We start from the raw sequence: 25,585 nt of genomic DNA, 5'->3' as shown, positions 1-25,585 counted from the left end.
TCGTTCCCGCCATGCCGCCGGTAAGGAGCCCGCGCCAAGTGACCGACGACCCACGAGGTGACGGCGTCTCGCGCCAATACGACCGCTGGCAATATCCCCCGCCGGTCACCGACCTCGAGGCGTGGACCAAGAACCATTGGGACTGGTTCGACCCGCACTGGGCGCATCGCGTTCTCTGGCCGGACCGGCCGTACCGGCCGGACCTCGACATCCTCATCGCGGGCTGCGGCACCTACCAGGCCGCGGTCTATGCCTTCATGAACCGCGCCGCGAAGGTGGTGGCGATCGACGTCAGCCGGGCGGCGCTGGACCACGAACGGTATCTGAAGGACCGCCACGGGCTGGACAACCTCGAACTGCACCTGCTGCCGATCGAGGAGGTGGCGGCGCTCGGCCGCGACTTCGACCTCATCGTCTCCAGCGGCGTCCTGCACCACATGGCCGATCCGCTGGCGGGGCTCACTGCGCTCGGTAAATGTCTGCGCAGGGACGGCGCCCTGGGCGTCATGCTCTACGCGAGGTACGGGCGGATCGGCGTCGAGATGCTCGAGTCGGTGTTCCGCGACCTGGGCCTCGGGCAGGACGAGGCGTCGGTCGCACTGGTCAAGGACACCGTCGAGGCCCTACCGCCCGAGCATCCCGTCCACGCCTACGTGAAGGTCGCGCGCGACCTGCTCGACGACGGCGCCGTGGTCGACACCTTCCTGCACAGCCGGCAGCGCAGCTACACCGTCGACGAATGCCTCGACCTCGTCGGCGCGGCCGGCCTCACTTTCCAGGATTGGTTCCTCAAGGCGCCTTACTACCCGCAGGAGTCGGTCGCGGGGGCTCCCCGCCTGCACGCGGCGCTGAACCAATTGCCCGACGCCAAGCTCTGGTCGGTGATGGAACGCCTGCAAACCGCCAACGCCACGCACTTCTTCATCGCCTGCCGCCCGGACCGCCCGAAGGAGCGGTACACCATCGATTTCGCGACACCCGGGTTTCTCGACTACGTGCCGCTGACGCGGACGGCCTGCCTGCTGTCCGGCGACGAGATTCTCCTGCCCGGCGGACGGCTCAAGCTCCACCCGGCGCAGCTGCCGTTCGTGCAGCGCGTCGACGGCCGCCGCACGATCGGGGAGATCGTCGCGGCCGTGGCGGCGCAGGCCGACGTGACGCAGGAAAACCGGCCCCGCATCGAGGAGTTCGCGCGAACGCTGTTTAGGTCGCTGTGGCGGCTGGACTTCCTGGCGATGGCGCTGCACCCACCCACGGCCGGATAGCCCGCCCGCCGTCGGCCGAAGTCGTCGGCCATACACTGACCCCCCGTGGGCATGTTGTTCGGCCTCGCGCCGTGGATCGTGTACTGGGTGCTGGTGGGGAACGTCCCCTTCAAGGCCGCCGTGCTGGCGGCCCTGGCCATCGCCGTCATCGCCCTGGCCGTCGGACGCCGCCTGGGGAAGCCGGGGCGCACGCTCGAGATCGGCGCCGTTGCAACGTTTCTCGTCCTGACCGTGCTGACATTCACTCTGAGCGAGGGGTTCATGCAGCGGTGGATGCAGCCGCTCAGCAACGCCGGCATCTTCCTGGTGGCCCTGATCGGTGTGCTGGTCGACAAGCCGTTCGTGCGCGAGTTCGCCGCGGCCGAACAGCCCGAGGACGTGGTCAAGACCGACGTGTTCCGGCGGATCACGGCGATCCTGACGTGGATCTGGGTGGCGGCGTTCGCCGGGATGACGATCTCGTCGGCGATCCCGCCGATCGTGCAGGGCAACGCCACCATCCTCGACACGAAGACCCCGCTGTCGTTCGTGTGCTACTGGGTCATCCCGTTCACGCTCCTGGGACTGGCCGCGCTCGCGTCGCGCTACCTGCCCGACCGCATGCTGGAGGGCATCGACGACGTCGAGCGCCACACGTCCTTCGTCGCCTACGACGAGGCCACGATCGACGAGTTGTACTACCTGGCCCAGGAACACGCCAACCGCGAAGTCGGCCCCGGCAAGGAGGCCTACAACGTCAAGGTCGGCGGCATGGGGACCCCGCTCACCGGCGACGAGTCGCGCAAGTCCTGGCCGTCCACCTACAAGATCCGCGAGAAGCGGCGCTGACCCCGCTCCGGTGACTCGGGGGTGCGACGTCCCGAGTGTGAACCTCACGGCGGATCAGCGGCGTGTCGCGTCGCCGATTTCACACCCGGCGTCTGACCCGCGAACGTGGCAAAACTTGTCGCGCAACGTAATTCACTCGGCGCGTCCGCGCCGCGGCATCTGGATTGGGCCCGAACGGGCGGCCGACCGCGCGAGTTCCGGCTACGTTGATGCATGGCGGCCGCGCCGGAAGCGCGCGGCCCGCACGATCGGGCCACACCAAGGAGCAGCGCCATGAACGCAGTCAGCCCGGACGCCATTCGAGCCGAGACGATCACGATCACCGGCCACGGCGGGGACGAGATCGAGGCCTACCGCGCGACGCCGCTCGCGGACTCCTCGCGCGGCGGGATCGTCTGGATCCACCACATGCCCGGCTACGACCGCGAGACCAAGGAGTTCGTCCGGCGGCTGGCCGTCGACGGCTATCACGTCGTCGCCCCGAACCTGTATTCCCGGGAGGCGCCGGGCGCCGCGCCCGACGACGCGGCCGCTGCGGCCCGGGCGGCCGTCGGCGTGCCCGACGAGCGGCTGGTCGGCGACGTCGCGGGCGCCGTCGAACACCTGCGGGAATTGCCCGGCGCCAACGGCAAATTCGGCGTCATCGGGCACTGTTCCGGCGGGCGCCACGCGTTCCTGGCGGCCTGCTCGCTGAAGCTCGACGCGGCGGTGGACTGCTACGGCGCCTTCATCGTCGAGGACCCGCCCGAGGGCATGCCCAAGGCCATGAAGCCCATCCTGAACCTGGCTCCCAACCTCAGTTGTCCGATGCTGGGGTTGTTCGGCCTCGACGACAGGTTTCCCACACCCGACGCGGTGGCCACGCTCGACGCCGAGCTGACCAAGCTCGGCAAGCCGCACGAGTTCCACTCCTACGAGGGCGCCGGGCACTCCTTCTTCTCCGTCGACCGGCCGGCGTACCGGCCGGAGGCCGCGGTCGACGGCTGGCGCCGCATCGGCGCGTTCTTCGCCGGCCGGTTGGGCGGCTGAGCGCATGTGCACCTACCTGACCGAGCACGTCCGGATCGACGGCAGCGGCAAGGGCGCGACGGGCTGGTTTCGCGCCGACCGCGCCACCGTCTACGTCGACCATCCCGTCCACGCCCCCTACGGCCACACCGTCAACATCGACGTGATCAACCCGGAACTGGGCCCGTCGGCGCGGGTGGCCCTGGAACTCACCGAGGAAAGCGCCCTGGCGCTGGCCGACGCCATCCGGGCGGCGATCGCTCACGCGCCGGCCGGGCTAGCGTCCAAGGATCAGTAGGCGACTCGTGACCGGCGACCACGACTACCCGCAGATGGCCGCGGCGCGCGGCCGCATCGAGCCCGCGCCCCGGCGCGTCCGTGGTTACCTGGGCCACGAACTCGTCTTCGACACCACCGCGGCACGATACGTGTGGGAGGTGCCGTACTACCCGCAGTACTACATTCCGCTGGCCGATGTCGGCGCCGGGTTCCTCGTCGACGAGGACCACCCGCAGAAGGTGCAGTTCGGACCGTCGCGGCTGCACTCGCTGGTGGGGGCGGGCCAGACCCACCCGTCGGCGGCGCGCGTGTTCGACGGGGACGGCCCGCTGGCAGGCACCGTGCGGTTCGAGTGGGACCCGCTGCGGTGGTTCGAGGAGGACGAGCCGATCTACGGCCACCCCCGCAACCCGTATTCGCGGGTCGACGCGCTGCGCTCGCACCGGCATGTCCGCGTGCAGCTTGGCGATGTGACGCTGGCCGACACGACGACGCCCGTGTTGTTGTTCGAAACGGGCCTGCCGACAAGGTATTACATCGATCCGACCGACATCGCGTTCGAGCACCTCGAGCCCAGCTCGACGCGCACCCTGTGCCCGTACAAGGGAGTGACGTCGGGTTACTGGTCGCTGCGGGCGGGTGACGCGCTGCACCCCGACCTGGCGTGGACGTACCATTACCCGCTGCCCGCGGTGGGCCAGATCGCGGGCTTGATCGCGTTTTACAACGAAAAGCTGGACATCATTGTCGATGGCGCCGCCCTGCCCCGGCCACAGACGCAGTTCAGTTGAAACACAACGTGATATGCGTCTCTTCGAGACGCTCACCCTGAGAATTCCGTGGCAGTTCCTGATTTCGGGAACATCCCGCCGGTCGTTAGCCAAGACGATCAAAACGACTGCAAGAGCGCAAATCATGCTTCGCTGTCGGGGGACCGGACGCTTCATCCCTGAGGAAAGGTTAAGGCTCGCTTGGCGGTGCGGGTCGCGGTGAATTTAATCATTCTTTTACGAATGAAATCCGTGGATACACTCGCAACACAGCGGCGCTTACGGGCGCGAAATTCGTTGTGGTGCGGGCGTTAATCCTCACGCGAAACCGCGATCTCGCTTCGCCACCCAATCACGAGCACTGGAAAAAGGCGGTCTCAGGATGAAGGCAATCACCGGCCGGGCGGCGGTCAACGGCTGCGTCGTGGAATTCGACGGCGCGTCGGCTGTCCGCGTCGCCGTCGGCAACGGCCCGATCAGCGACATCGTGGCGAGCCCCGACGGAGGCCGGCTGTTCGTCACCAACTACGCCGACGACAGCGTCTCGGTCATCGACACGGCCACCTGGCAGGTCACCGACACGGTCCCCGGGCTCACGGAGCCCTACGCGATCGCCACGGGCCGCCGCGGCGACGCCCGGGCCTACGTCAGCACGGTGTCGCCCGGCTACGACGCCGTCACCGTCATCGACGGCCGCTCCGGCGACGTCATCGCCACCCACGCGCTGGCGTTCAGCGTCAGCGACATCGCGGTCAGCCCCGACGGCGCCCGCGTCTACGTGGGCAGGAACGGCGCCGACGGATGCGACGTGGCGGTCCTGGACCCCGACAGCGGACTGATCGAGTCGGTCAAGCTTCCCGGCGGCCCGCACACCACCCTCGAATGCGTGAGCCTCAGCGCCGACGGGACGCGCCTGTATGCGGCCACGAACGGCCCGTCGGGCGGGCGGGTGGTCGTGGTGCGAACGCCCGGCACGCGGCGCGTTGTGGACACCGTCGAAATCGGCCTGCCCGTCCGCGACGTGGCGCTGAGCCCCGACGGCGCGACCGTCCACGTCGCCAGTTGTGCCCCCGAGCTGGGTGCCGTCGTCGACACCGTCGACACCCGCACCCACAAGATCACCGGGACGCACAAGCTCGGCGACCTCGGCATCGTGACGGGGCTGACCCTGAGCGGCGACGGCGAGCGCGCCTACCTGGTCAGCGACACCGGCATCACGGTGCTCTGCGCGCTCACCCACGACATCCTCGGCACCGTCGCCACGGGCGAGGGGCCGTCGCGGGTGATCGAGGCCGCGCACCGCCTCTGCGTCGCGGACTACGCGGGGTGGGTCACCGTCGTGCCGGTCGGCCCGGACCGCCAGGGGCCGGTCGCGGCGCCCGCCTGGTCGCGGCGCGAGCCGGCGCTCGTGTAGCCGACCGCCGCGCGGGGCGATTGAGAACGGCGCATCCGCGGGAACCGGTTTCCTGCGGCGGCGTGCGGCGATAGCATTCGCCCGATTGGACATCAGGCGTGCTGCGCCGGGACCCATGAAGGCGGTAGATCGATGGACAGCACGATGCAGGACTTCCCGCTGACGATCACCGCGATCATGCGGCACGGCTGCGGTGTCCACGGGGAGCGGACGGTGACCACCGCGACCGGAGACGGCTACCGGACCAGCACCTACCGCGACCTCGGCGAGCAGGCCGCGAGGCTGGCAAACGCGTTGCGCGGCATCGGGATCACCGGGGACGAGCGGGTCGGGACGTTCATGTGGAACAACACCGAGCACCTGGCCGCCTATCTCGCGGTGCCGTCCATGGGCGCCGTTCTGCACACCCTCAACATCCGCCTGTTCCCCGAACAGATCGCCTACGTGGCTAACGAGGCCGAGGACCGGGTGGTGCTGGTCGACTCGTCACTGGTGCGACTGCTCGCGCCGATACTGGGCGAGCTGAAGACCGTGCACACCGTGATCCTGGTGGGGGACGGGGACACCGCCCCGCTCGAAGAGTCGGGCAAGACCGTCCTGCGCTACGACGACGCGATCGGTGACGAGTCGAGCGCGTTCGACTGGCCGCGCATCGACGAGACGTCCGCGGCGGCGATGTGCTACACCAGCGGCACCACCGGCAACCCCAAAGGGGTTGTCTACAGCCATCGTTCGAGCTTCCTGCACACCATGGGAGCCTGTAGCGCCAACGGCATCGGCGTGGGTACCAGCGACAGCGTGCTGCCGGTCGTGCCGATGTTCCACGCCAACGCGTGGGGGCTGCCATACGCGGCGCTGATGGCGGGCGCGGACCTGGTGTTGCCGGACTGCCACCTCGACGCCCGCTCGCTGATCGGCATGATCGAGGCGCGGCGGCCCACCGTGGCGGGGGCCGTCCCGACCATCTGGAACGACGTCCTGCACCGCCTCGACGACGACCCCGGCCACAACGTGTCGTCGCTGCGCATGGTCGTGTGCGGCGGCTCGGCCGTCCCCGTCTCGCTGATGCGCGCCTTCCAGGAGAACCACGGCGTCCAGATCCGCCAGCTGTGGGGCATGACCGAGACGTCGCCGATGGCCACCATGGCCTGGCCGCCGCCCGACACCCCGCCCGACCGGCACTGGGCGTATCGCGCCACCCAGGGCCAGCCGGTGTGCGGGGTGGAGATGCGGATCGTCGACGACGACGGCGGCGTCCTGCCCAACGACGGCAAGGCCGTCGGCGAGGTGGAGGTCCGCGGGCCGTGGATCACCGGCGCGTACTACCTGGGACACGACGACTCCAAGTTCGACTCCGGCTGGCTGCGCACCGGCGACGTCGGCCGCATCGACGAGCGTGGCTTCGTCACGCTCACCGACCGGGCCAAGGACGTCATCAAGTCGGGCGGGGAGTGGATCTCCTCGGTCGAGCTGGAGAATTGCCTGGTCGGACACCCCGAGGTCGTCGAGGCCGCGGTGGTGGGGGTGCCCGACGAGCGGTGGCAGGAACGGCCGCTCGCGGTGGTCGTCGCCAAGCACTCGGTGAGCGCGGAGGACCTGCGAAAGTTCCTCGCGGACAAGGTCGCTCGTTGGTGGCTGCCGGAGCGGTGGACGTTCGTGGACGAGATCCCGCGCACCAGCGTCGGCAAGTACGACAAGAAGGCCATCCGCGCGCGCTACGCCGAGCACGGGTACTGGGTGGTCGAGGCCACCGATTGAGCGGGTGTGCGCCGCCGTGCTGCAGGCGTGGAAGGCATTGGGACAGTGGGACGATCGCTCATGGCCGTTGGTTCCGGGGTCGTGCGCCACAGGCGATGGATCGGGGAGCGGAAGTCTGCGCTGCGAGCCCACTGAAATGCGGTATTTCCAGGCCGGTCTGTGCAAATCCTTGCGGGTGATTGTGAGCTAACCCATAATCGTCCTACCGCCGGGACGAACCGCGAATCTTCCTCGTTTGGCTGACGATCCGGAATCCTCGACATATGTTGATCGGAGGGGCTTGAATGAAGGTGGAAGCGAACGTGGGTGTCGTCTCTAGTCGCTACCAGTACCCCGAACCCGTGCAGGATCTTGAAGCATGGATTGATGACAACTGGGAGTGGTTCGACCCCGTTCACGCCCACTCGTTGTTGTGGCCCGATCGGGCTTACAAACCCGACCTCGATATCTTGATCGCGGGTGACGACACCAACCAGGCCGCGGTGTTCGCCTTCACGAACCGTCGCGCGAAGGTGGTGGCCGTCGGCCTCGGCGAACAATCGCTGGAGCATCTGCAGTATTTGCAGGAAAAGTATGCGCTGAGCAACCTCGAGCTGCACCCACGCCCGATAGACGAATCGTCGTCGCTGGGGCTGGATTTCGACCTGATTGTGGCCACCGGCGCCTTGCAGCTGCTGGCAGATCCCGAGGCGGGGATGCGAGCGCTCGGCGGTTGCCTGCGCAGGGATGGCGCCATGGGGGTGATGCTTCCCGCGAAATACGGCCGAATGGGAATCGAGATGCTGCAGGCCGCGTTTCGGGACCTGGACATCGGTCAGGACGAAGCGTCGGTCCAGATGGTCAGAGACGTGATCTCCGCGCTACCGATGGAGCACCCGGTCCACAACTACTTCAAGATCGCGCCGGTCTCGGCGCAGTCCGATGCCGCGCTGGCGGCCACCTTTTTGCAAGGGCCGGAGCGCAGCTACAGCGTCGATGAGTGCCTCGACCTCGTCGCGTCGGCCGGGTTGGTGTTCCAGGGATGGTTCCTGAAGGCGCCGTACTACCCGCACGACTGGTTCATGGCGGGCAGCCCTCTCGATCAGGCCGCGAGGGCATTGCCCGAAAGCAAGCTCTGGTCCGTCGTCGAGGATCTTCACGTCATGAACGCGTGTCATTTCTTCATGGCGTGTCGCGCCGACCGGCCGAAGAAGAATTATGCGATCGACTTTTCGACAGACGAGTGCATGGAATACATACCGAAGATGCGGATGCGCAGCGGGATCGAAGACCTGGAAATCTACCGGCCGAATTGGCGCACGACCGTGACACCGCCCCAATTGCTTTTCCTGCAGTTCGTCAACGGCCGACGCACCATTCGGCAAATCGCCGACCGGGTGGCGAAGAGCGGAGAGTCGTTGCGAGTGGGCGATCTCGAAGAATTCGGCCGCCGGTTGTTCGAATCGCTGTGGCGACTCGACTTCGCAGCAATGACGTTGAAGTAGAACCCGGGCCGGTCCCTCCGCCGAATCGACTCCGGCGTCGGCGGATGAAACACACGTGGTCGCTCAGGCGTCAATTCTGACGAAGCGAGGCAGTATCGGTTGAGTGGTTACTGTCTCTCGCCGTCGGCCCCGGGCGGGAACGCCTTTCCACTGCGGCGCCCGTAACCCGTCAGCGCCGCGCCGGCGACGTCGAAGCTGATCAGCACGGCGTTCGCCGGGGGCTCGACCGTCCCGACTTCCGCGGTTGCCAGAGGCGGTCCCGTCACCGGCGGCGGATTCCACTGCGGCGCAATCGTTGTTGGCCTTTGTTCGTGGTCACCGTCGCCGGCTGGCGCGGCCGGGTCGTCGACGGAGTGCGACGCGTCCGGCTCGGAACACGCCGGGCACAGTCCCCAGAAGAAGACCTCGGCCTCGTCGAGTTCGTAGTCGGTGGCGTGCGAGGCCGTCAAGCAGGGCGTCACACCGACCGCGCTGTCGACGTCTTCGATCGCGTCACAAACCCTGCACACCATGTGATGGTGGTTGTCGCCCACCCGAGATTCGTAGCGCGCGACCATGCCCGAGGGCTGCACCCGCCGAAGAAGGCCCGCAGAGGTCAGCGCATTCAAACTGTCGTAGACGGCCTGTCGGGACACGTCCGGCAGGGTGCCATGGACGGCCCGGATGATCATTTCCGTGTCGGAGTGCGGAGCCGTGTGCACGGCGTGCAGCACGGCGACTCGGGGGCGGGTCACGCGCAGGTAGGCCGTGCGCAATCGCTCGGCGTATTCCCCTGCCAGCGATCCCGGCAGGAAGTGCAGGTCTCTCGTGGGCTTGATCAATCCCGCCCCCTTCTGCCAGGGCCATAACCGACCGTACCGACGTCAAGTGCGCGAAACGTACGGGAAGTATCGTCCAGGCGCGCCGCTTAGGCTAGGTCGCCGGGCGTCGGGAGGGCGCATTTTCGCGCAATTCGAGTAGTCCTTCGAGCCAGATGGGGTAGTGCGCGGGACGCCGGCGAACCCGCGACGGCTCATCCGCCGACCTGGGGACGGCCGCGCGCCGGCTGACCTGGGTACCGTCGAGACCATGTGCCGACTCTTTGGCCTGCACGCGGGGACCGACGTCTGCACCGCGACCTTCTGGCTGCTGGACGCCCCCGACAGCCTGGCCACCCAGAGCAGGCGGAACCCCGACGGCACGGGCCTGGGGGTGTTCGACGAGCGACACCGCCCGCAGGTGCACAAGGAGCCGATGGCGGCCTGGGAGGACGCCGCCTTCGCCACCGAGGCGCACGAGTTGAGCGGCACGACGTTCGTCGCCCACGTGCGCTACGCGACGACGGGGTCCCACGACGTCCGCAACACCCACCCCTTCCTGCAGGACGGCCGGATCTTCGCGCACAACGGCGTGGTCGAGGGGCTCGACGCGATCGACGCACGGCTGCAGGAGGTGGGGGCCGACGGGCTGGTGCTCGGCGAGACCGACTCGGAACGGGTGTTCGCGTTGATCACCGCGTCCATCCGCGCCCATGACGGCGATGTGCCGGCCGGCCTGGTCGACGCCATGAGGTGGCTGGCGGCGAGCGTGCCGATCTATGCGATCAACGTGCTACTCAGCACGGCCACCGACATGTGGGCGCTGCGCTACCCGGAGACGCACGAGCTCTACATCCTGGACCGCCGAGACGATCACCCGTCGCGCGATTTCCACATGCGCAGCAGCCGGATTCGCGCCCGTTCGGAGCACCTGTGCGCCCGGTCGTCGGTGGTGTTCGCCAGCGAGCCGATGGACGACGACCCGCGCTGGCGGCTGCTCGACGCGGGCGAACTCGTGCACGTGGACGCGGGGCTGCGCGTCACCCGCGGTGTCCTGCTGCCCGACCCGCCGGCACACCTTTTGCGACGGGCGGAACTGAGCCCGCGCGTCGAGCAGGCGCAGCACGCCGTGGCGTGACACCGCTTCTGGCATAGTCGGTGGACGTGGTCAGACGCGCGCTGGTGCTCGGTGGCGGGGGCATAGCCGGAATCGCCTGGGAGACAGGGATTTTGATGGGCATCGCCGACGAGTCGGCCGCGGCGGCCCGGCTGCTGCTGGAGTCCGACGTGTTGGTGGGGACCTCGGCGGGCTCGGCGGTCGCCGCGCAGATCAGCAGCGGCGCCTCGCTCTCGGCGCTCTACGACCGGCAGGTGGCCGAGGCCTCGGCCGAGATCGATCCCGGCGTCGACGTCGAGGCCATCACCGGCCTGTTCCTGGCGGCGCTGCGCGAACCCCGAGAACCCCAGGCGGACTCGCTCGACGGCACCCGCGAGCGGATGCGGCGGATCGGCGCCGTCGCGGTCGCGACCCCGACCGTCCCGGAGGACGTCCGGCGCGACGTCATCGCGCAGCGCCTGCCGGCGCACGACTGGCCCGAGCGGGCGCTGCGGATCACCGCGATCGATGTCGGCGCCGGTGAACTCGTGGTGTTCGACCGGGATGCGGGCGTCGGCCTGGTCGACGCGGTGGCGGCCAGCTGCGCGGTCCCAGGGGCGTGGCCGCCGGTGACCATCGGCGGGCGGCGCTACATGGACGGCGGGGTCGCCAGCTCGGTCAACGTCGGGGTGGCCGCGGACTGCGACGCGGCCGTGGTGCTGGTGCCGTCCGGTCCGGACACCCCCTCACCCTTCGGCGACGGGCCGGCCGCGGAGGTCGCCGCCTTCCCCGGTGCGACGCTCGCGGTGTTCGCCGACGAAGGGTCGCTGGCGGCCTTCGGTCCCAACCCTCTCGATCCGCGTTGCCGCACGGCGTCGGCCCTGGCCGGGCGCGAGCAGGGGCGCCGCGAGGCCGAGGCCGTGGCGCGCTTCCTCGGCGTCCGGTGAAGGGTCAGCCCTCGATGGCGGCGGGGGCGCCGTCGTCGGATCCCTCCTCGAAGGCGTCCAGCGCCCGGTGGGCCAGGTCCCGCCCGACGTCGATCACCTCGACCGCCCGGTAGAACTCCAGGCTCCGGCACGTCGAGCGGGGCACCTCGATCAGCAGGTCCGGGGGATAAACCGCGAGCGTGTGGCGGGCCAGCGCCGACTGGGCGAGGTCGATCGTGCGGTTCATCACCTCGAAGCTGCCCAGCTTCGGAACCTCCGCGGCGGCCTCGTCCTCGTCGCCACCGTCGTCCTCTTCCCCGGGGATCTCGGCGCCGAACCTGCTCAGCACCGCGCGTGCGGTCGGCCGGTCGAGCAGCGACCGGGCGGCGGCCGTGTCGAGCAGGGCGGTGGTGCTGCGCACCATGCGGCCCAACCACTCGGCGGTCACCCCGGGTTCGGCCGCGCGGTGGCCGAGCGACTCGCTGCCGCTGAGGCTCACCGCGATCGTCAGGTCGGCGTTGACCGCCGAGATGGGCGCCATCGGCAGCGGATCCAGGATGCCGCCGTCGGCGAGCAGGCGGCCGTCCGCCTCGTGCGGCGCGATCACCCCGGGTATCGCGATCGACGCGCGGATCGCCTCGTCGAGCGGACCGCGCTGGAACCACACCGACTTTCCCGTCAGCAGATCGGTCGCGACCGCGGTGTAGGGGATGGGCAGGTCCTCGATCGCGACCGGGCCGAGGATGTCGCGCACGGCGTCGATGATCTTCTCGGCCCGCATCACCCCCGCCGCGGTGATGGACGGGTCCAGCAGCCGCAGGATGGTCCGCTGCGTCAGCGACTTCGCCCAGTCGGCGTACGCGTCCAGGCGTCCGGCCGCGTGCAGGCCCCCGACCAATGCGCCCATCGACGAGCCCGAGACGCCCACGATGTCGTAGCCGCGTTCCCGCAGCACCTCGATCACCCCGATGTGGGCATAGCCGCGGGCGCCGCCGCTGCCGAGCGCCAGCGCGACCCTGGTCGGCGACGACCGGCGCGCCGCGACCGATCCCGATGTCATGCCCTCATTCTGCGGAAGTGAGCGGGTTTCCACCGCCCGGGCCGCCACTTTGGGTACCTGTGATTTGAATTGCGCGTGGGACGGGCGGTGGCTAGCCGCATCCGTCGTCGGCGGCCGCACGCGCCGCGGTGATCACGGCCGCCTGCCGCGCCAGGGTGAGGTCGGCCCAGCGGGAGTTCCAGCTGCCCGGGGTTCCCGACGGGGACGCCTGCACCATCGCCAGATAGGGCTCGACGGGCGACTGACCGGTCTTGGGCTGGGCGTCCATCCACACCTTCGCCGCGTGGCAGGCCTGGTAATACTCCTCCTCGGTCGAATCCGCGGGGATGTCGACGCGGGTGGTGACGCCGGCAGGGGAGAGGCCGATCGAGCCCGGCGGCGCCGAGTTCGGTCCCGCGGGAATGCCGGACGGCCGCGGCGACGCGGGCGTCGGCTTGGCGTTGGGGGCGTGCTGTGAGCATCCCGTCACAGCCAGGAAACCTGCCGCGAGGACCACCGCGCCCCACCGTGGGAGCCGACTACTGCACCAGCGCACCCTGCCAATCTATGCAACACTGGCGGCCGTGATGGAGCGGTTCGGATTCTGCGAGTGTTGTCGGCCCTGACGCGCCGCCGCTTGCCCATCCGTTCTTTCTGGAGTTCTCCCACATGTCCTTGCTTCTCGATCGTCTCGCCGTGCTGCCCCCGGCGCTCCCGTCACCGGCGCCCGGGCCGACGCCCCTGCGGGTGCCCGACCTCTTGCGCGCCACCGATCAGGCCGCCGACGCCGTGCTCGGCGGGCGCTGCGACCACCTGCTCCCCGCGGGCGGGCTACCGGAGTCCGAACGGTGGTTCACCCGCATTCACGGCGACGACGAACTCGACATCTGGCTCATCAGCTGGGCTCCCGGTCACCCCACCGAATTGCACGACCATGGCGGGTCGCTGGGCGCGCTGACCGTCCTCTCCGGGTCGCTCGCCGAGTTCCGCTGGGACGGAAGGGCCTTGCGTCACCGCCGCCTCGATGCCGGTGACCAGGCGGGCTTCCCGCTCGGCTGGGTGCACGACGTGGTGTGGGCGCCCCGGCCGGCGAGTTCGCCGGTGACCGTGGGCGCGTCGCCGCGCACGCTCAGCGTGCATGCCTACTCACCGCCGCTGACCGCGATGTCGTACTACGAGGTGACCGAGCGAAACAGGTTGCGCCGCAACCGGACCGAGCTGACCGACCAACCGGAGGGGAAGTGACCAGCCGCATCGACCTTGTCCTGAGATCCGCCCGCCGCCGCTTCCGCCGGCTGCCCGCCGCGGAGGTCCCCGACGCGCTGCGGCGCGGCGCGGTGCTCGTCGACATCCGGCCGCAGGCCCAGCGCGCCCGCGAGGGGGAGGTGCCGGGCGCACTGGTGATCGAGCGCAACGTCCTGGAATGGCGGTGCGACCCCACCAGCGACGCCCGCCTGCCCCAGGCCACCGGCGACGACGTCGAATGGGTGATTCTGTGCTCGGAGGGCTATACCTCCAGCCTGGCGGCGGCCGCGCTGCTCGACATCGGGCTGCACCGGGCCACCGATGTCGTCGGCGGTTACCGCGCCCTGGCGGCCGGCGGGGTGCTGGACCGGCTGAGCGATGGCGCGGCGGGCTTCGCCGACGCCGGCGCCCCGGGCCGTCGCTGGCTCTAGTCGGCGTCGCCTCGTTCGCCTCGCTCGCGAGCGACCGCATACGCACGCGAAATACGGCGTGTCGTCGTACACACACGGTCGCCCGCGCCCAGAAAGTCAGCTCTCGCTGGCGTGCAGCAGCGGCCGCAGCCGCTCCGTCTTCTCCGGCGTCCAGCCGGGCGGCGGCAACACCGCGGCCCAGGCGTTGGCCACATCGGCGACATAGCTGTGGCCGTGCCCCGGGGGCACATCCAGCGCCACCGCCATGTCCGCGCTGACCTGAAGGAACGTCACCACCGGGATCCACTCCGTCTCCGGCAGCACGTCATAGCCCCGCTTCTCACGCAGCCAGTCCGGCCGGGCGAACAACAGGTCGGGGGTCCACCACGCTATCGGGTCGGACGCGTGCTGTAGGTAGACCACCCGCGGATGGTCCCAGGGGCCGTTCGGCCGCGCCAAATCGCTTGGGCGGGCGACGAATCGGACGTTCTTGCCGGCGTTGTAGATCGGCAGCCACTCCGGGGAGCCGGCGTCGCGCGTGGCCGTCAGGTCGGTCCAGATCGTGTTGTTGAACGTGGGACCGCTGAACAGGGCGCCGTCGGTGCGGGCCAGGACGTTGTTCAGGCTCATGAACGGCGCCTCGCCCCCGAAGGATCCGAGGCTCTCGCCGAACACCACCAGCTTGGGCCGCTGGCCCTCGGGCAGTTGGCGGATCAGCCTGTCGACGGCCTCGAACAGCGCCTGACCCGCGTGGCGGGCGTTCTCCTTGTCGACCAGGAACGACAGCCAGCTCGGCAGGAACGAGTACTGCATCGACACGATCGCGGTGTTGCCGTTGTACATGTACTCCAGCGCCGACGGCTCGGCCTCGTTGATCCACCCGGTTCCCGTCGTCGTCCCCACCGCGACGACCGCGCGCTGCAGCCCCCCGGTGCGCTGCAGTTCCTGCGCCGCCAATTCAGCGGTGTCCGTGATGCCCTGGGCCGAGTTGAGGCCGGCATACGCCCGGATCGGCTCGACGGCCGGGGTTCCGTTGAACGCGGTGAGCTGGTCGACGGTCGGGCCACCCCCGACGAAGATGCGGCCCTCACGGCCCAGCGATTCCCAGGACACCAGCGACTGCGGGCCCCCGGACCTCAGCGGGGTCTTGGGGGCCGCGGTGTCGGGATTCATCTCGGCGTTGGCGGCGGCGAAGGTGCTGTTCATGGTCCGCATCGCCGACTTGAGCACCACGCCGTTGAGCAGCGTGATCGTGAGTACCACGAGCAGAACAACGACGATGGTGGCCGAGAGCCGGAATGGCGCGAACCGGTCCACCTGTGCCACAAGGAATCTGACCAGCCAGCGGATGAACTGCCCGAGCTCCACCAGCGTGAACAGCACCACCAGCGACAACCCGGCGGCCACCGGGTAGTCGTACCACTTGAGGTGTTCGACGCCCATCAGATCGCGGACGTCGTCCTGCCAGTTGTGAAAGCCGATGGCCATGACCACCATGCCCACCGCCCCGACGGGGATCAGCACCATCCACGCCCAGCGCGGCGCCGGCGGGCTGGACGGCTTGGCCCACAGATACCGGTACAGCCAGACGGCGAACACGCCCAGCCCGTAGCCGATGGCCCCGGAAAACCCGCTGACCAAACCCTGGAACAGCGCGCCGCGGGGCAGCAGCGACGGCGTCATGGAGAACCATATGAAGATGAGGCCGACGGTGGTTCCCATGAAGGTGTAATGCCTTACCCACCAAGGGCTCTTGGCCCGGGCCGCCTCGGACGGCGGGGCGGCGTGGGTGGCGGCCGCCGGGGGCTCCGACTGCCCGGCCGCGGGTACGGCGGATTCGTCTGCGGCGGCGGTGGTCGCGGAGCCCGGCTCACTCATCGCAACCGCCTACCGGTGGGTGAAGTTCGGGGGCCGCTTGTCGATGAACGCCGCCATGCCCTCGGACTGGTCGTCGGTCGCGAAGGTCGAGTGGAACAGCCGGCGTTCGTACAGAAGGCCTTCGGCGAGCGTGGATTCGAAGGCGCGGTTGACGGCCTCCTTGGCCATTCGGGAGGCCGACCGTGACATCTGCGAGATGGTGGTCGCCACGGCCTTGGCCTCTTTTAACAGGTCGTCGGCGGGAACGACGCGCGAAACCAGGCCGCTCCGTTCGGCTTCCGCGGCGTCGATGGTGCGCCCGGTCAGGATGAGGTCCATGGCCTTGGCCTTGCCGATGGCGCGGGTCAGCCGCTGCGAGCCGCCCATGCCCGGCAGCACGCCGAGCTTGATCTCCGGCTGACCGAACTTCGCGGTGTCGGCCGCGATGATGAGGTCGCACATCATCGCGAGCTCGCAGCCGCCGCCGAGCGCGTGCCCGGCCACCGCGGCTATCGTCGGCGTCCGAACGGAAGCGAGCCTGCCCCAGGGCGCGAAGAAGTCGGCGCCGAACGCGTCGGCGAACGACAGGGTGGCCATCTCCTTGATGTCGGCGCCGGCGGCGAACGCCTTGGCCGAACCGGTGATGACGATCGCCCCGATACCGGGATCGTCATCGAGCTCCGTTGCGGCGGTGGTGACTTCGCGCATCACCTGGCTGTTGAGCGCGTTGAGTGCCTGCGGCCGATTGAGAGTGATGATTCCGACGCGCTCCTCGCGCTCGACGAGGATGGTTTCGTAGCTCTGATCGGTCACTGGGCCACCTTTCTAGAACGTCAGGTCATCTTCGAGGGGGGCGAAATACGCCTCGACGTCTGCCGCGGTGATGTCGGTGAGCGACGCCGGGGACCACTTGGGGTTGCGGTCCTTGTCGATGATCTGCGCGCGGATGCCCTCCACGAAATCGTGCGAACGCGACGCGGCGGAGGCCATTCGATAGTCCTGTGTCAGAACGTCTTCCAGCGTCTCCATCTTCGCGGCGCGCCGCATCGCCTCGAACGTCACGCACACCGAGATGGGGGAGCGGCCGGCGATCAGGTCGGCGGCATCGCTGGCCGGGCCCGCGTCATGTTTCCTCAGCGCCGCGACGACGTCGGTCACCGTGTCGCGGTTGTAGCACTCGTCGATCCAGTCCCGTTGTGCCGCAAGCTCACTCGAGGGCGCTTCGATCGCGTGTCGGGCCACCGCGGTGTCGACGCCGTCGGCGACGATCGTCCGGGTGAACGCGTCGAGTTCGCTGTGCGGCACGTAATGATCGGCCAGACCCAGCGCGATCGCGTCGGCGCCGGTGAACGGCGCCCCGGTCAGCGCGGCGTGCATGCCCAGCGCCCCGGGCGCCCGCGAGAGCAGGTACATCTGGCCCACCTCGGGAATGAAGCCGATGCCGACCTCGGGCATGGCCACTTTCGAGGTTTCGGTCACCACCCGGACGCTGCCGTGCGCACTGACGCCGACACCGCCGCCCATCACGATGCCGTCCATCAGGGCCACATACGGCTTGGCGAACCGGCCGATCTGGCCGTTGAGCAGATACTCGTCCCGCCAGAACCGCCGCGCCTCGACACCGTCGTTGCGCATGCTGTGGTAGAGCGGCACCAGGTCGCCCCCCGCGCACAGGCCGCGTTCCCCGGCCCCCGCGAGCACCACCGCGCGCACGTCGCCGTCGCCTGCCCACCGGTTCAGCGCCGCGCGAAGCAGGTCCACCATGTTCTGGTTGAGCGAGTTGATCGCCTTGGGGCGGTTGAGCGTGATCAGGCCGATGTTTCCGTCGACGCGGGTCAGAACCTCGTCCGATGCCTCCGAACCCGTCACGCCCTGGCCCTCCCATCGCCGACCGGTCTCGACCAGCAATCTAGATCGTCACGGGTGAGGCGATGCTTGCGGGTAAGGGTTATGTTTGTCCCGACGCGAGCAGCCAAGTCCGTTGCAAGCCGGGAACCCGGGCGGTCCGCTGATCGTTGAGCAGTTGTTCGCACAGTTCGAACCACAGCCATAAGAGAGGATCCGACGGTGCGCGAGACAAGCAACCCGGTATTTCGTTCGCTGCCCAAGCAGCGGGGCGGATACGCGCAGTTCGGCACTGGCGCGGCCCCCATGCAGGGCTACGACCCGTACGCCCCCTACCAGGAGACCCGGGCGTCGCGTCCGCTGACGATCGACGACGTCGTCACCAAGACGGGCATGACGCTGGCCGTCCTGACGGCGAGCGCGGTGGTCTCCTACTTCCTGGTGGCGTCGAACGTGGCGCTGGCGATGCCGCTGACCCTCGTCGGCGCGCTCGGCGGCCTCGGCCTCGTGCTGGTCGCGACCCTCGGCCGCAAGCAGGACAACCCGGCGCTGGTGCTGAGCTACGCCGTCCTCGAAGGCCTGTTCCTGGGCGCCGTGTCGTTCGTCTTCGCCAACTTCGCGGTGTCGGGTACCAACGCCGGCGCGCTGATCGGCGAGGCCGTCCTGGGCACCTTCGGGGTGTTCTTCGGCATGCTCGTCGTCTACAAGACCGGGGCCATCCGCGTCACGCCCAAGTTCACCCGGATGGTCGTCGCGTCGTTGTTCGGCGTGCTGGCCCTGATGCTCGGCAACCTGGTGCTGGCGATGTTCGGCGTGGGCCATGGCACCGGCCTGGGTCTGCGCAGCGGCGGAACGATCGCCATCATCTTCTCGCTGGTGTGCATCGCGATCGCCGCCTTCAGCTTCCTGATCGACTTCGACGCCGCCGACCAGATGATCCGCGCCGGCGCGCCGGAGAAGGCGGCGTGGGGCATCGCGCTCGGCCTGACCGTGACGTTGGTCTGGCTGTACCTCGAGATCCTGCGTCTGCTGAGCTACCTGCAAAACGACTAGCCCGGCTTGACACGAAAACCGGCACGTCGATAGGCGCGCCGGTTTTTTGTTGACCCTGCGCGTATGGCGGGCGCTACTCGCACTTTGTCGCCCCAGTCGCAGAGTCAAGGACGATGTCGGTGGGGGCTATGACGATGCCGGGCATGTTGCCGCCCAGTCGCCCGTTCCTTGGCACCGAGGCGTTGGCCTCCGGGGCTCTCAGCCGGCATGAGCTGCGCACCCATTACCGGGCGCTGATGCCGAATGTGTACATCGACAAGCGGTCACAGCCCGCGCTGCGGCAACGAACTATCGCGGCGTGGCTATGGTCGCGGAGGCAGGCCGTGATCGCCGGAGCGGCGGCCTCGGCGCTGCATGGCGCTATGTGGGTCGATGACAATGCGCCAGTCGAACTGATCTGGCACAACGCCAGAGCGCCGCGCGGGGTGATCACGCGCGACGAGCTCTTGTCGAGCGGCGAGGTTCAGCACGTCGACGGCCTTCCTGTGACGACGCCGGAGCGTACGGCCTTTGATATCGGCAGGCGCGGACCTACAGGGCCCGCCGTCGCCCGTCTCGACGCCCTGGCCGCTGCTACTGACTTCAAGGTGCGCGACGTTGCGGAACTCGCGGCACAGCACCGCCGCACGCGGGGGCTGCGTCAGCTGGAGCGAGCGCTTGAGCTCGTCGACGCCGGAGCCCAGTCGCCGAGGGAGACCTGGCTGCGGCTGATGTTGGTCGGCGCGGGATTTCCAAAGCCCCGCACCCAGATCCCGGTGCTGGGCGCCGACGGATTCCCCCGCTATTTCCTCGATATGGGTTGGGAAGACATCAAGCTGGCGGTGGAGTACGACGGGGACCACCACAGGACGGATCGGCGGCAGTTCGCCATCGACGTAGACCGGCTGGAGTACGTCGACAGGGTCGGCTGGACCGTTATCCGAGTGGTGGCGGCGCACCGGGGACCCGACGTGATACGCCGAGTGCGACGCGCCTGGACCGAGCTAACGGATCGCTGAAGGGTCGCCAAAAGGTCGTTGACTCTGCGCTGAAGGTGGCCCCTACTCGAACTTTCCCGCCAGGAACGCAGAGTCAACGCTCGCGGTGCTAGCTGAGCCGCTCGATCACCATCGCCATGCCCTGGCCGCCGCCGACGCACATGGTCTCCAGGCCCAGCGTCTTGTCGTGGGTCTGCAGGTTGTTCAGCAGCGTCGTGGCGATGCGGGCTCCCGTCATGCCGAAGGGGTGACCCAGGGCGATCGCCCCGCCGGACACGTTCAACTTGTCCAGGTCCATGCCCAGCTCGCGGGCCGAGCCCAGCACCTGCACGGCGAACGCCTCGTTGATCTCATACAGGTCGATGTCGTTGATCGACATGCCGGCGCGGGCCAGCGCCTTCTGGCACGCCTCGATCGGTCCCAGCCCCATGATCTCGGGCGACAACCCGCTGACCCCGGTGGACACGATGCGCGCCAGCGGGGTGAGGCCCAGCTCTTTCGCCTTGGTGTCGCTGGTGATCACCAGCGCCGCGGCGCCGTCGTTCAGCGGGCAGGCGTTGCCCGCGGTCACGGTGCCATTGGGCCGGAACACCGGCTTGAGCTCGGACACCTTCTCGTAGGTGGTGCCCGCGCGCGGCCCGTCGTCCTTATTGACGGTGGTGCCGTCGGGCAGGGTCACCGGGGTGATCTCGCGCTCGAAGAACCCGCTGTTGATCGCCTCTTCGGCGCGGTTCTGGCTGCGCACCCCCCAGTGGTCCTGGTCCTCGCGGCTGATGCCGGTCATGAGCGCCACGTTCTCCGCGGTCTGGCCCATCGCGATGTAGACGTCCGGCAGGTTGCCGTCGGCGCGGGGGTCGTGCCACTCGTCGGCGCCGGCGGCCGCGGCCGACGAACGCTCCTGGGCCTCGTCGAACAGCGGATTCTTGGTGTCCGGCCACGAGTCCGAATTGCCCTTGCCGAAGCGGGACACGGTCTCGACACCCGCGGAGATGAACGCGTCGCCCTCGCCCGCCTTGATCGCGTGGAACGCCATCCGGGTGGTCTGCAGCGACGACGAGCAGTAGCGGTTGACCGTGGTGCCCGGCAGGAAGTCATAACCCAGCTCGACCGCGACCACGCGCGCCATGTTGAAGCCGGACTCACCGCCCGGCAGCCCGCAGCCCAGGATCAGGTCGTCGATCTGATGCGGGTTCAGCGCGGGAACCTTGTCGAGCGCGGCGCGCACCATCTGCGCGGCCAGGTCGTCCGGTCGCATGCTGACCAGCGACCCCTTCATGGCGCGCCCGATCGGCGAACGGGCGGCGGAGACGATGACGGCTTCGGGCATGACGGTTCCCTCCAATGGGATACGGGCTCGCTGAACAAGCGGGTGGTCCGGCCACCCGACGGGCTACGACAAATCTAGTCGCCCGCGACGGGGCGGCACGAGGACGGGCCGCTCACCCCGGAGATCGGCCGCCGCCACACCTTGGACATCATGCTGAGCCGCGTCTGGCGCCGATCCGGCAACGGCGCGGGCGACGGCGCGGGCAGCGTGATCAGCGGGTGCTCCACCGTCTCGCCCAGGGTGTCGCAGAGCGCGGCCAGCAGCGCGTCGGCAGCCAGCGCATACGCGGTCGCCGAGGGGTGGTAGCCGTCGGCGGAGAACATCAGCTCGGGCGTCGCCCGGAACTTGGGCGCCAGCAGCTGCGCCAGGGGCACCGGCACGCCGCCGGCCGCGCGGACAACGGCGGTCTGGGCGCGCGCGAGCTGCCCGCAGCGCTCGTGGGCCAACGAGCGCAGCGGCTGCGGGATCGCGCTGATGACACCGAGATCGGGGCACGTGCCGACCACCACGACCGCGCCCCGCGCCCGCAATTTCCGGACGGTCAGGCCCAGCCGCTGGGCCGACTGGCTGATGCCGTTGAGGGCCGTCACGTCGTTGGCCCCCAGCATCATCACGGCCACGTCCGGCGGGGGCCCGGCCACGAACATCGCGTCGACCTGGCCGCACACGCCCTTCGACGTCGCGCCGACGATGGCCTTGGTGCTGAGCCGCACACGCTTGCCGGTCTGCTCGGCGAGGCCGCGGGCGATCAGCACGCCCGGCACCTCTTCGGCGCTCATGCAGCCGTACCCGGTGGCCGTGGAGTCGCCGAAGATCATCAGGTGCACGTCCACGGACATGCCGCGCTGCCACCGCTGAACCGGCTCGCCGCCGCGGACGTAGACGCCGTCTGCGCGCGGGGGGATGTCCCAGGCTTTGGGGATGACGGTGCGCGTGTGCGCCGCCTGGCCGGCTAGCAGGTTTCGCGCGCCGATGACGGCCGTGCCCGTCGAGGCGAGAGCGCCCGCGGTGGCCAGGGCGATCGTCGAACGACGCGGCACCCGGATGGTCACGCGGTCAAGTTTAGTTCGGCTTCAGGGTTTGCGCGGGCGCCTAATCAACAAAGTGGTCACGGTGCGACGGAAATGTGGTATCGAAACAGATTCTTCAAATGCCCTGCTCACAATCGGCTGCCAAGCTAAGTTCTAGCCATTGGCTGCAACGCCGCTGAACGGCTGGAGAACTCGGGATAAACCAGACGCTTGGCTGCCTCGTTACATGCTGTATCGCACTACAAAGACGTAGGAGTGTGGAGCATGACCGCACCGAGCAAGGTGTCCGGGTCGCCGCGGTATTCCGTTCGGCCACATGAAGTCCTCCGGGCACGTAAAGTTGAAGCACGACGATTCGCCATCAGCGACGGTGCACCGGTCGAGGTCCTCGAGTCCGGGCCGAGTGTCGCGGCGCGGGTAGCTACGCTCGCCTCGCGCGTGACGATCAGGCCGGTTCTGGCCGTCGGCAGCTACGTTCCCAACCTGCCCTGGCCGTGGGGTCTCATCGACCTCGCGGCCCGCGTGCTGCTGCCGGTTTCGGCCACGGTCCGGGAGACGGTCAACCTTCGCAACGCGTCGGCACAGCTGGTGCGCGCACCCGGGGTGCTGCCGGCCGACGGCACCCGCCGGGTGGTTGTCTACCTGCACGGCGGCGCCTTTTTGACCTGCGGAGCAAACTCGCACGGTCGGCTGGTCGAGGCCCTGTCGAAGTTTGCTGACGCGCCGGTGCTGGTGGTCAATTACCGGCTGCTTCCCAAGCACTCGATCGGGATGGCCCTCGACGATTGCTACGACGCGTACCAATGGCTGCGCCTGCGGGGGTTCAAGCCCGACCAGATCGTGCTCGCCGGGGACTCCGCGGGCGGCTACCTCGCACTGGCCTTGGCGCAGCGCCTCCTGGCCGAAGCACAGGGCGAAGGTGATGTGCCGGCGGCGCTGGTGGCGATCTCGCCACTGCTGCAACTAGCAAAGGAATTCAAGCAGGCGCACCCGAACATCAAGACCGACGCGATGTTCCCACCGAAGGCCTTCGACGCCCTGATCGATCTGGTTGCTGGCGCGGCGCGCAAGAACACCGTCGGCGGCAAACCGGAGCCCATCTACGAGCCCCTGGAGCACATCAAGCCCGGCCTGCCCCGCACGCTCATCCACGTCTCCGGATCCGAGGTGCTGCTGCACGACGCGCAGTTGGCGGCGAGCCGGCTCGCGGCCGCCGGAGTGCCGGCCGAGGTGCGGGTGTGGCCCGGCCAGGTCCACGACTTCCAGCTCGCCGCGCCGATCTTGCCCGAGGCGATCCGTTCGCTGCGCCAGATCGGCGACTACATCCGCGAGGCCACCGGCTAGCGACGACGGCGAGCGCCGGTACGGCGCGAGTGAGGAGTCGCGCCATCGGGCCTAGCGCGACGACGGCGAGCGCCGGTACGGCGCGAGTGAGGAGTCGCGCAATCCGACCTAGCGCGACGACGGCGAGCGCCGGCGCGGCGCGAGTGAGGAGTCGCGCAATCCGACCTAGCGCCTGTGCGCCGGTCCTGCATGCCTGACACGATGAAGGCATGCGGATCGCGCAGCACATCAGTGACCTCATCGGCGGCACGCCGCTCGTTCGCCTGAACTCCGTCGTCCCCGAGGGTGCGGGCACGGTGGCGGCCAAGATCGAATACCTCAATCCCGGCGGCAGCTCGAAGGACCGCATCGCGGTGAAGATGATCGACGCCGCGGAGGCCAGCGGGCTACTGAAGCCGGGCGGCACCATCGTCGAACCCACGTCTGGCAACACCGGCGTCGGCCTGGCGCTGGTTGCGCAGCGGCGCGGCTACAAGTGCGTGTTCGTCTGCCCGGACAAGGTCAGCGAGGACAAGCGCAACGTGTTGATCGCCTACGGCGCGGAGGTCGTCGTGTGCCCGACGGCGGTGCCGCCCGACCATCCGGACAGCTACTACAGCGTCTCCGACCGGCTCGTCGAGGAGATCGACGGCGCGTGGAAGCCCGACCAGTACGCCAATCCCGAGGGCCCGGCCAGCCACTACGCCACCACCGGTCCCGAGATCTGGGCCGACACCGACGGCAAGGTCACGCACTTCGTCGCCGGCATCGGCACCGGCGGGACGATCTCGGGCGCCGGCCGGTACCTCAAGGAGGTGTCCGGCGGGGCGGTGCGGGTGGTCGGCGCCGACCCTGAGGGGTCGGTGTACTCGGGCGGCACCGGGCGGCCGTATCTGGTCGAGGGGGTCGGTGAGGATTTCTGGCCGGACGCGTACGACCGCTCCGTGCCCGACCAGATCATCGCGGTGTCCGACTCCGACTCCTTCGACATGACCCGGCGGCTGGCCCGCGAGGAGGCGATGCTGGTCGGCGGCTCGTGCGGGATGGCGGTCGTCGCCGCGATCAAGGTCGCCGAGGAGGCCGGACCGGATTCGCTGGTCGTCGTCCTGCTGCCCGACGGCGGGCGCGGCTACATGTCCAAGATCTTCAACGACGCCTGGATGTCGTCTTACGGGTTCTTGCGGAGCCGGCTCGACGGGTCGACCGCGCAGTCCACCGTCGGCGACGTGCTGCGCGACAAGTCCGGGGCGCTGCCCGACCTGGTGCACACCCACCCGTCGGAGACGGTGCGCGACGCCATCGGCATCCTGCGCGAATACGGGGTGTCGCAGATGCCCGTCGTCGGCGCCGAGCCGCCTGTGATGGCCGGCGAGGTCGCCGGGAGCGTCTCGGAGCGCGAACTCCTGTCCGCCGTCTTCGAGGGTCGCGCCAAGCTGGCCGACGCCGTCGCGCAGCACATGAGCCCGCCGCTGCCCATGATCGGCGCGGGTGAACTGGTCAGCGCGGCCGGCAAGGCGCTGCGCGACTGGGACGCCCTGATGGTGGTCGAGGAGGGCAAGCCGGTGGGCGTCATCACCCGCTATGACCTGCTCGGTTTCCTCTCCGAGGGGGCGCGCGGGCTGGCCGGCCGCCGCTAGCGTGTCGCTCCCGGGGGTGTGACGCAGCTCTCGCCCGGCCGCTTGGGCCTCAGGTACTGTAATGCCGCCCAGTTCGCCTGATCCGCAGTGGGAAGGGTTGCCATGACCGACCAGCCGCCGCCCGGCGCCGCCTATCCGCCGCCCCCAGAGTCGCCCGGGTCGCCGGGCGGCGGCTGGTCGGTCATGGCAACCCTTCCCACTGCGGATCAGGCGAAC

General features: G+C 69.1%; 23 protein-coding genes and 1 pseudogene. 16 read left to right on the top strand and 8 right to left on the bottom strand.

The window, feature by feature from the left end; genetic code table 11:
* The first annotated feature begins 38 nt into the window (after nucleotides 1–38).
* The 8 genes from GPY60_RS14050 (at nucleotide 39) to GPY60_RS14015 (ending at nucleotide 8,806) form a co-directional block, all read left to right on the top strand.
* Nucleotides 39–1,265, top strand: a complete 1,227-nt coding sequence (locus tag GPY60_RS14050) for a class I SAM-dependent methyltransferase (RefSeq protein WP_156688284.1) — start codon at nucleotides 39–41, stop codon at nucleotides 1,263–1,265.
* 45 nt (nucleotides 1,266–1,310) lie between these two features.
* On the top strand, nucleotides 1,311–2,093 hold the full coding sequence (locus tag GPY60_RS14045) for a hypothetical protein (protein WP_156688283.1): 783 nt from the start codon (nucleotides 1,311–1,313) through the stop codon (nucleotides 2,091–2,093).
* Between the two features lie 273 nt (nucleotides 2,094–2,366).
* Nucleotides 2,367–3,122, top strand: a complete 756-nt coding sequence (locus tag GPY60_RS14040) for a dienelactone hydrolase family protein (RefSeq protein ID WP_156688282.1) — start codon at nucleotides 2,367–2,369, stop codon at nucleotides 3,120–3,122.
* Between the two features lie 4 nt (nucleotides 3,123–3,126).
* Nucleotides 3,127–3,399, top strand: coding sequence for a DUF6295 family protein (locus GPY60_RS14035; protein WP_156688281.1), 273 nt, complete (start codon nucleotides 3,127–3,129; stop codon nucleotides 3,397–3,399).
* Nucleotides 3,400–3,433: 34 nt separating this feature from the next.
* Nucleotides 3,434–4,171: a DUF427 domain-containing protein gene (locus tag GPY60_RS14030; RefSeq protein ID WP_156688315.1), complete on the top strand. Its 738-nt coding sequence runs from the start codon at nucleotides 3,434–3,436 to the stop codon at nucleotides 4,169–4,171.
* 361 nt (nucleotides 4,172–4,532) lie between these two features.
* Complete coding sequence (locus tag GPY60_RS14025; RefSeq protein WP_156688280.1) at nucleotides 4,533–5,564, top strand: YncE family protein; 1,032 nt, start codon at nucleotides 4,533–4,535, stop codon at nucleotides 5,562–5,564.
* 132 nt (nucleotides 5,565–5,696) lie between these two features.
* On the top strand, nucleotides 5,697–7,322 hold the full coding sequence (locus GPY60_RS14020; protein WP_156688279.1) for a long-chain fatty acid--CoA ligase: 1,626 nt from the start codon (nucleotides 5,697–5,699) through the stop codon (nucleotides 7,320–7,322).
* A gap of 284 nt (nucleotides 7,323–7,606) precedes the next feature.
* The gene (locus tag GPY60_RS14015) at nucleotides 7,607–8,806 is read left to right on the top strand and encodes a class I SAM-dependent methyltransferase (protein WP_156688278.1); all 1,200 of its coding nucleotides are present in this window, start codon (nucleotides 7,607–7,609) and stop codon (nucleotides 8,804–8,806) included.
* A gap of 350 nt (nucleotides 8,807–9,156) precedes the next feature.
* Here the strand turns inward: GPY60_RS14015 and GPY60_RS27100 are convergent.
* Nucleotides 9,157–9,606, bottom strand: a pseudogene (locus GPY60_RS27100) (Fur family transcriptional regulator); the annotation flags it as partial.
* A 268-nt stretch (nucleotides 9,607–9,874) separates the two neighbouring features.
* Here GPY60_RS27100 and GPY60_RS14005 point away from each other — a divergent pair.
* A complete protein-coding gene (locus GPY60_RS14005; protein ID WP_156688277.1) occupies nucleotides 9,875–10,741 on the top strand; it encodes a class II glutamine amidotransferase in 867 nt (288 codons plus the stop codon).
* Between the two features lie 26 nt (nucleotides 10,742–10,767).
* A complete protein-coding gene (locus GPY60_RS14000) occupies nucleotides 10,768–11,646 on the top strand; it encodes a patatin-like phospholipase family protein (RefSeq protein ID WP_156688313.1) in 879 nt (292 codons plus the stop codon).
* 4 nt (nucleotides 11,647–11,650) lie between these two features.
* On the opposite strand, the gene GPY60_RS13995 is transcribed toward GPY60_RS14000, so the two are convergent.
* The gene (locus GPY60_RS13995; protein WP_156688276.1) at nucleotides 11,651–12,685 is read right to left on the bottom strand and encodes a patatin-like phospholipase family protein; all 1,035 of its coding nucleotides are present in this window, start codon (nucleotides 12,683–12,685) and stop codon (nucleotides 11,651–11,653) included.
* Nucleotides 12,686–12,776: 91 nt separating this feature from the next.
* Nucleotides 12,777–13,181, bottom strand: a complete 405-nt coding sequence (locus tag GPY60_RS13990) for a lipoprotein LpqV (protein ID WP_156688275.1) — start codon at nucleotides 13,179–13,181, stop codon at nucleotides 12,777–12,779.
* Between the two features lie 152 nt (nucleotides 13,182–13,333).
* Between GPY60_RS13990 and GPY60_RS13985 the strand changes: the two genes are divergently transcribed.
* The gene (locus tag GPY60_RS13985; protein WP_156688274.1) at nucleotides 13,334–13,909 is read left to right on the top strand and encodes a cysteine dioxygenase; all 576 of its coding nucleotides are present in this window, start codon (nucleotides 13,334–13,336) and stop codon (nucleotides 13,907–13,909) included.
* Nucleotides 13,906–14,340, top strand: a complete 435-nt coding sequence (locus GPY60_RS13980; protein WP_156688273.1) for a rhodanese-like domain-containing protein — start codon at nucleotides 13,906–13,908, stop codon at nucleotides 14,338–14,340. Before GPY60_RS13985 ends, GPY60_RS13980 begins: the two co-directional genes overlap by 4 nt.
* Nucleotides 14,341–14,436: 96 nt before the next feature.
* On the opposite strand, the gene GPY60_RS13975 is transcribed toward GPY60_RS13980, so the two are convergent.
* The 3 genes from GPY60_RS13975 to GPY60_RS13965 are packed head-to-tail and all read right to left on the bottom strand — an operon-like array spanning nucleotide 14,437 to nucleotide 18,045.
* Nucleotides 14,437–16,197, bottom strand: a complete 1,761-nt coding sequence (locus GPY60_RS13975; protein ID WP_156688272.1) for an alpha/beta hydrolase — start codon at nucleotides 16,195–16,197, stop codon at nucleotides 14,437–14,439.
* 9 nt (nucleotides 16,198–16,206) lie between these two features.
* Nucleotides 16,207–16,989: an enoyl-CoA hydratase gene (locus GPY60_RS13970; RefSeq protein WP_156688271.1), complete on the bottom strand. Its 783-nt coding sequence runs from the start codon at nucleotides 16,987–16,989 to the stop codon at nucleotides 16,207–16,209.
* Nucleotides 16,990–17,001: 12 nt separating this feature from the next.
* Nucleotides 17,002–18,045 carry an enoyl-CoA hydratase/isomerase family protein gene (locus GPY60_RS13965; RefSeq protein WP_156688270.1) on the bottom strand — a complete coding sequence of 348 codons (1,044 nt, stop codon included), beginning with the start codon at nucleotides 18,043–18,045 and terminating at the stop codon, nucleotides 17,002–17,004.
* 198 nt (nucleotides 18,046–18,243) lie between these two features.
* Between GPY60_RS13965 and GPY60_RS13960 the strand changes: the two genes are divergently transcribed.
* Entirely contained in the window at nucleotides 18,244–19,074 is an 831-nt protein-coding gene (locus GPY60_RS13960; RefSeq protein WP_156688269.1) for a Bax inhibitor-1/YccA family protein, read from the top strand.
* A gap of 128 nt (nucleotides 19,075–19,202) precedes the next feature.
* Nucleotides 19,203–20,072 (top strand): DUF559 domain-containing protein, encoded by an 870-nt coding sequence (locus GPY60_RS13955; protein WP_231639646.1) that lies wholly within the window; start codon nucleotides 19,203–19,205, stop codon nucleotides 20,070–20,072.
* A gap of 88 nt (nucleotides 20,073–20,160) precedes the next feature.
* Here GPY60_RS13955 and GPY60_RS13950 read toward each other — a convergent pair whose 3' ends face one another.
* Nucleotides 20,161–21,378, bottom strand: coding sequence for an acetyl-CoA C-acetyltransferase (locus tag GPY60_RS13950; protein ID WP_156688268.1), 1,218 nt, complete (start codon nucleotides 21,376–21,378; stop codon nucleotides 20,161–20,163).
* 74 nt (nucleotides 21,379–21,452) lie between these two features.
* On the bottom strand, nucleotides 21,453–22,418 hold the full coding sequence (locus tag GPY60_RS13945; protein WP_156688311.1) for an SGNH/GDSL hydrolase family protein: 966 nt from the start codon (nucleotides 22,416–22,418) through the stop codon (nucleotides 21,453–21,455).
* A 255-nt stretch (nucleotides 22,419–22,673) separates the two neighbouring features.
* Here GPY60_RS13945 and GPY60_RS13940 point away from each other — a divergent pair, with 255 nt between their 5' ends.
* Nucleotides 22,674–23,753, top strand: coding sequence for an alpha/beta hydrolase fold domain-containing protein (locus tag GPY60_RS13940; protein ID WP_156688267.1), 1,080 nt, complete (start codon nucleotides 22,674–22,676; stop codon nucleotides 23,751–23,753).
* 209 nt (nucleotides 23,754–23,962) lie between these two features.
* Nucleotides 23,963–25,369 (top strand): cystathionine beta-synthase, encoded by a 1,407-nt coding sequence (locus tag GPY60_RS13935; protein WP_156688266.1) that lies wholly within the window; start codon nucleotides 23,963–23,965, stop codon nucleotides 25,367–25,369.
* Nucleotides 25,370–25,585 lie beyond the last annotated feature (216 nt).

Source organism: Mycobacterium sp. Marseille-P9652 (assembly GCF_902652685.1).
Classification (GTDB): Bacteria; Actinomycetota; Actinomycetes; order Mycobacteriales; family Mycobacteriaceae; genus Mycobacterium.
This window is presented reverse-complemented; position numbering and strand designations above follow the sequence as displayed.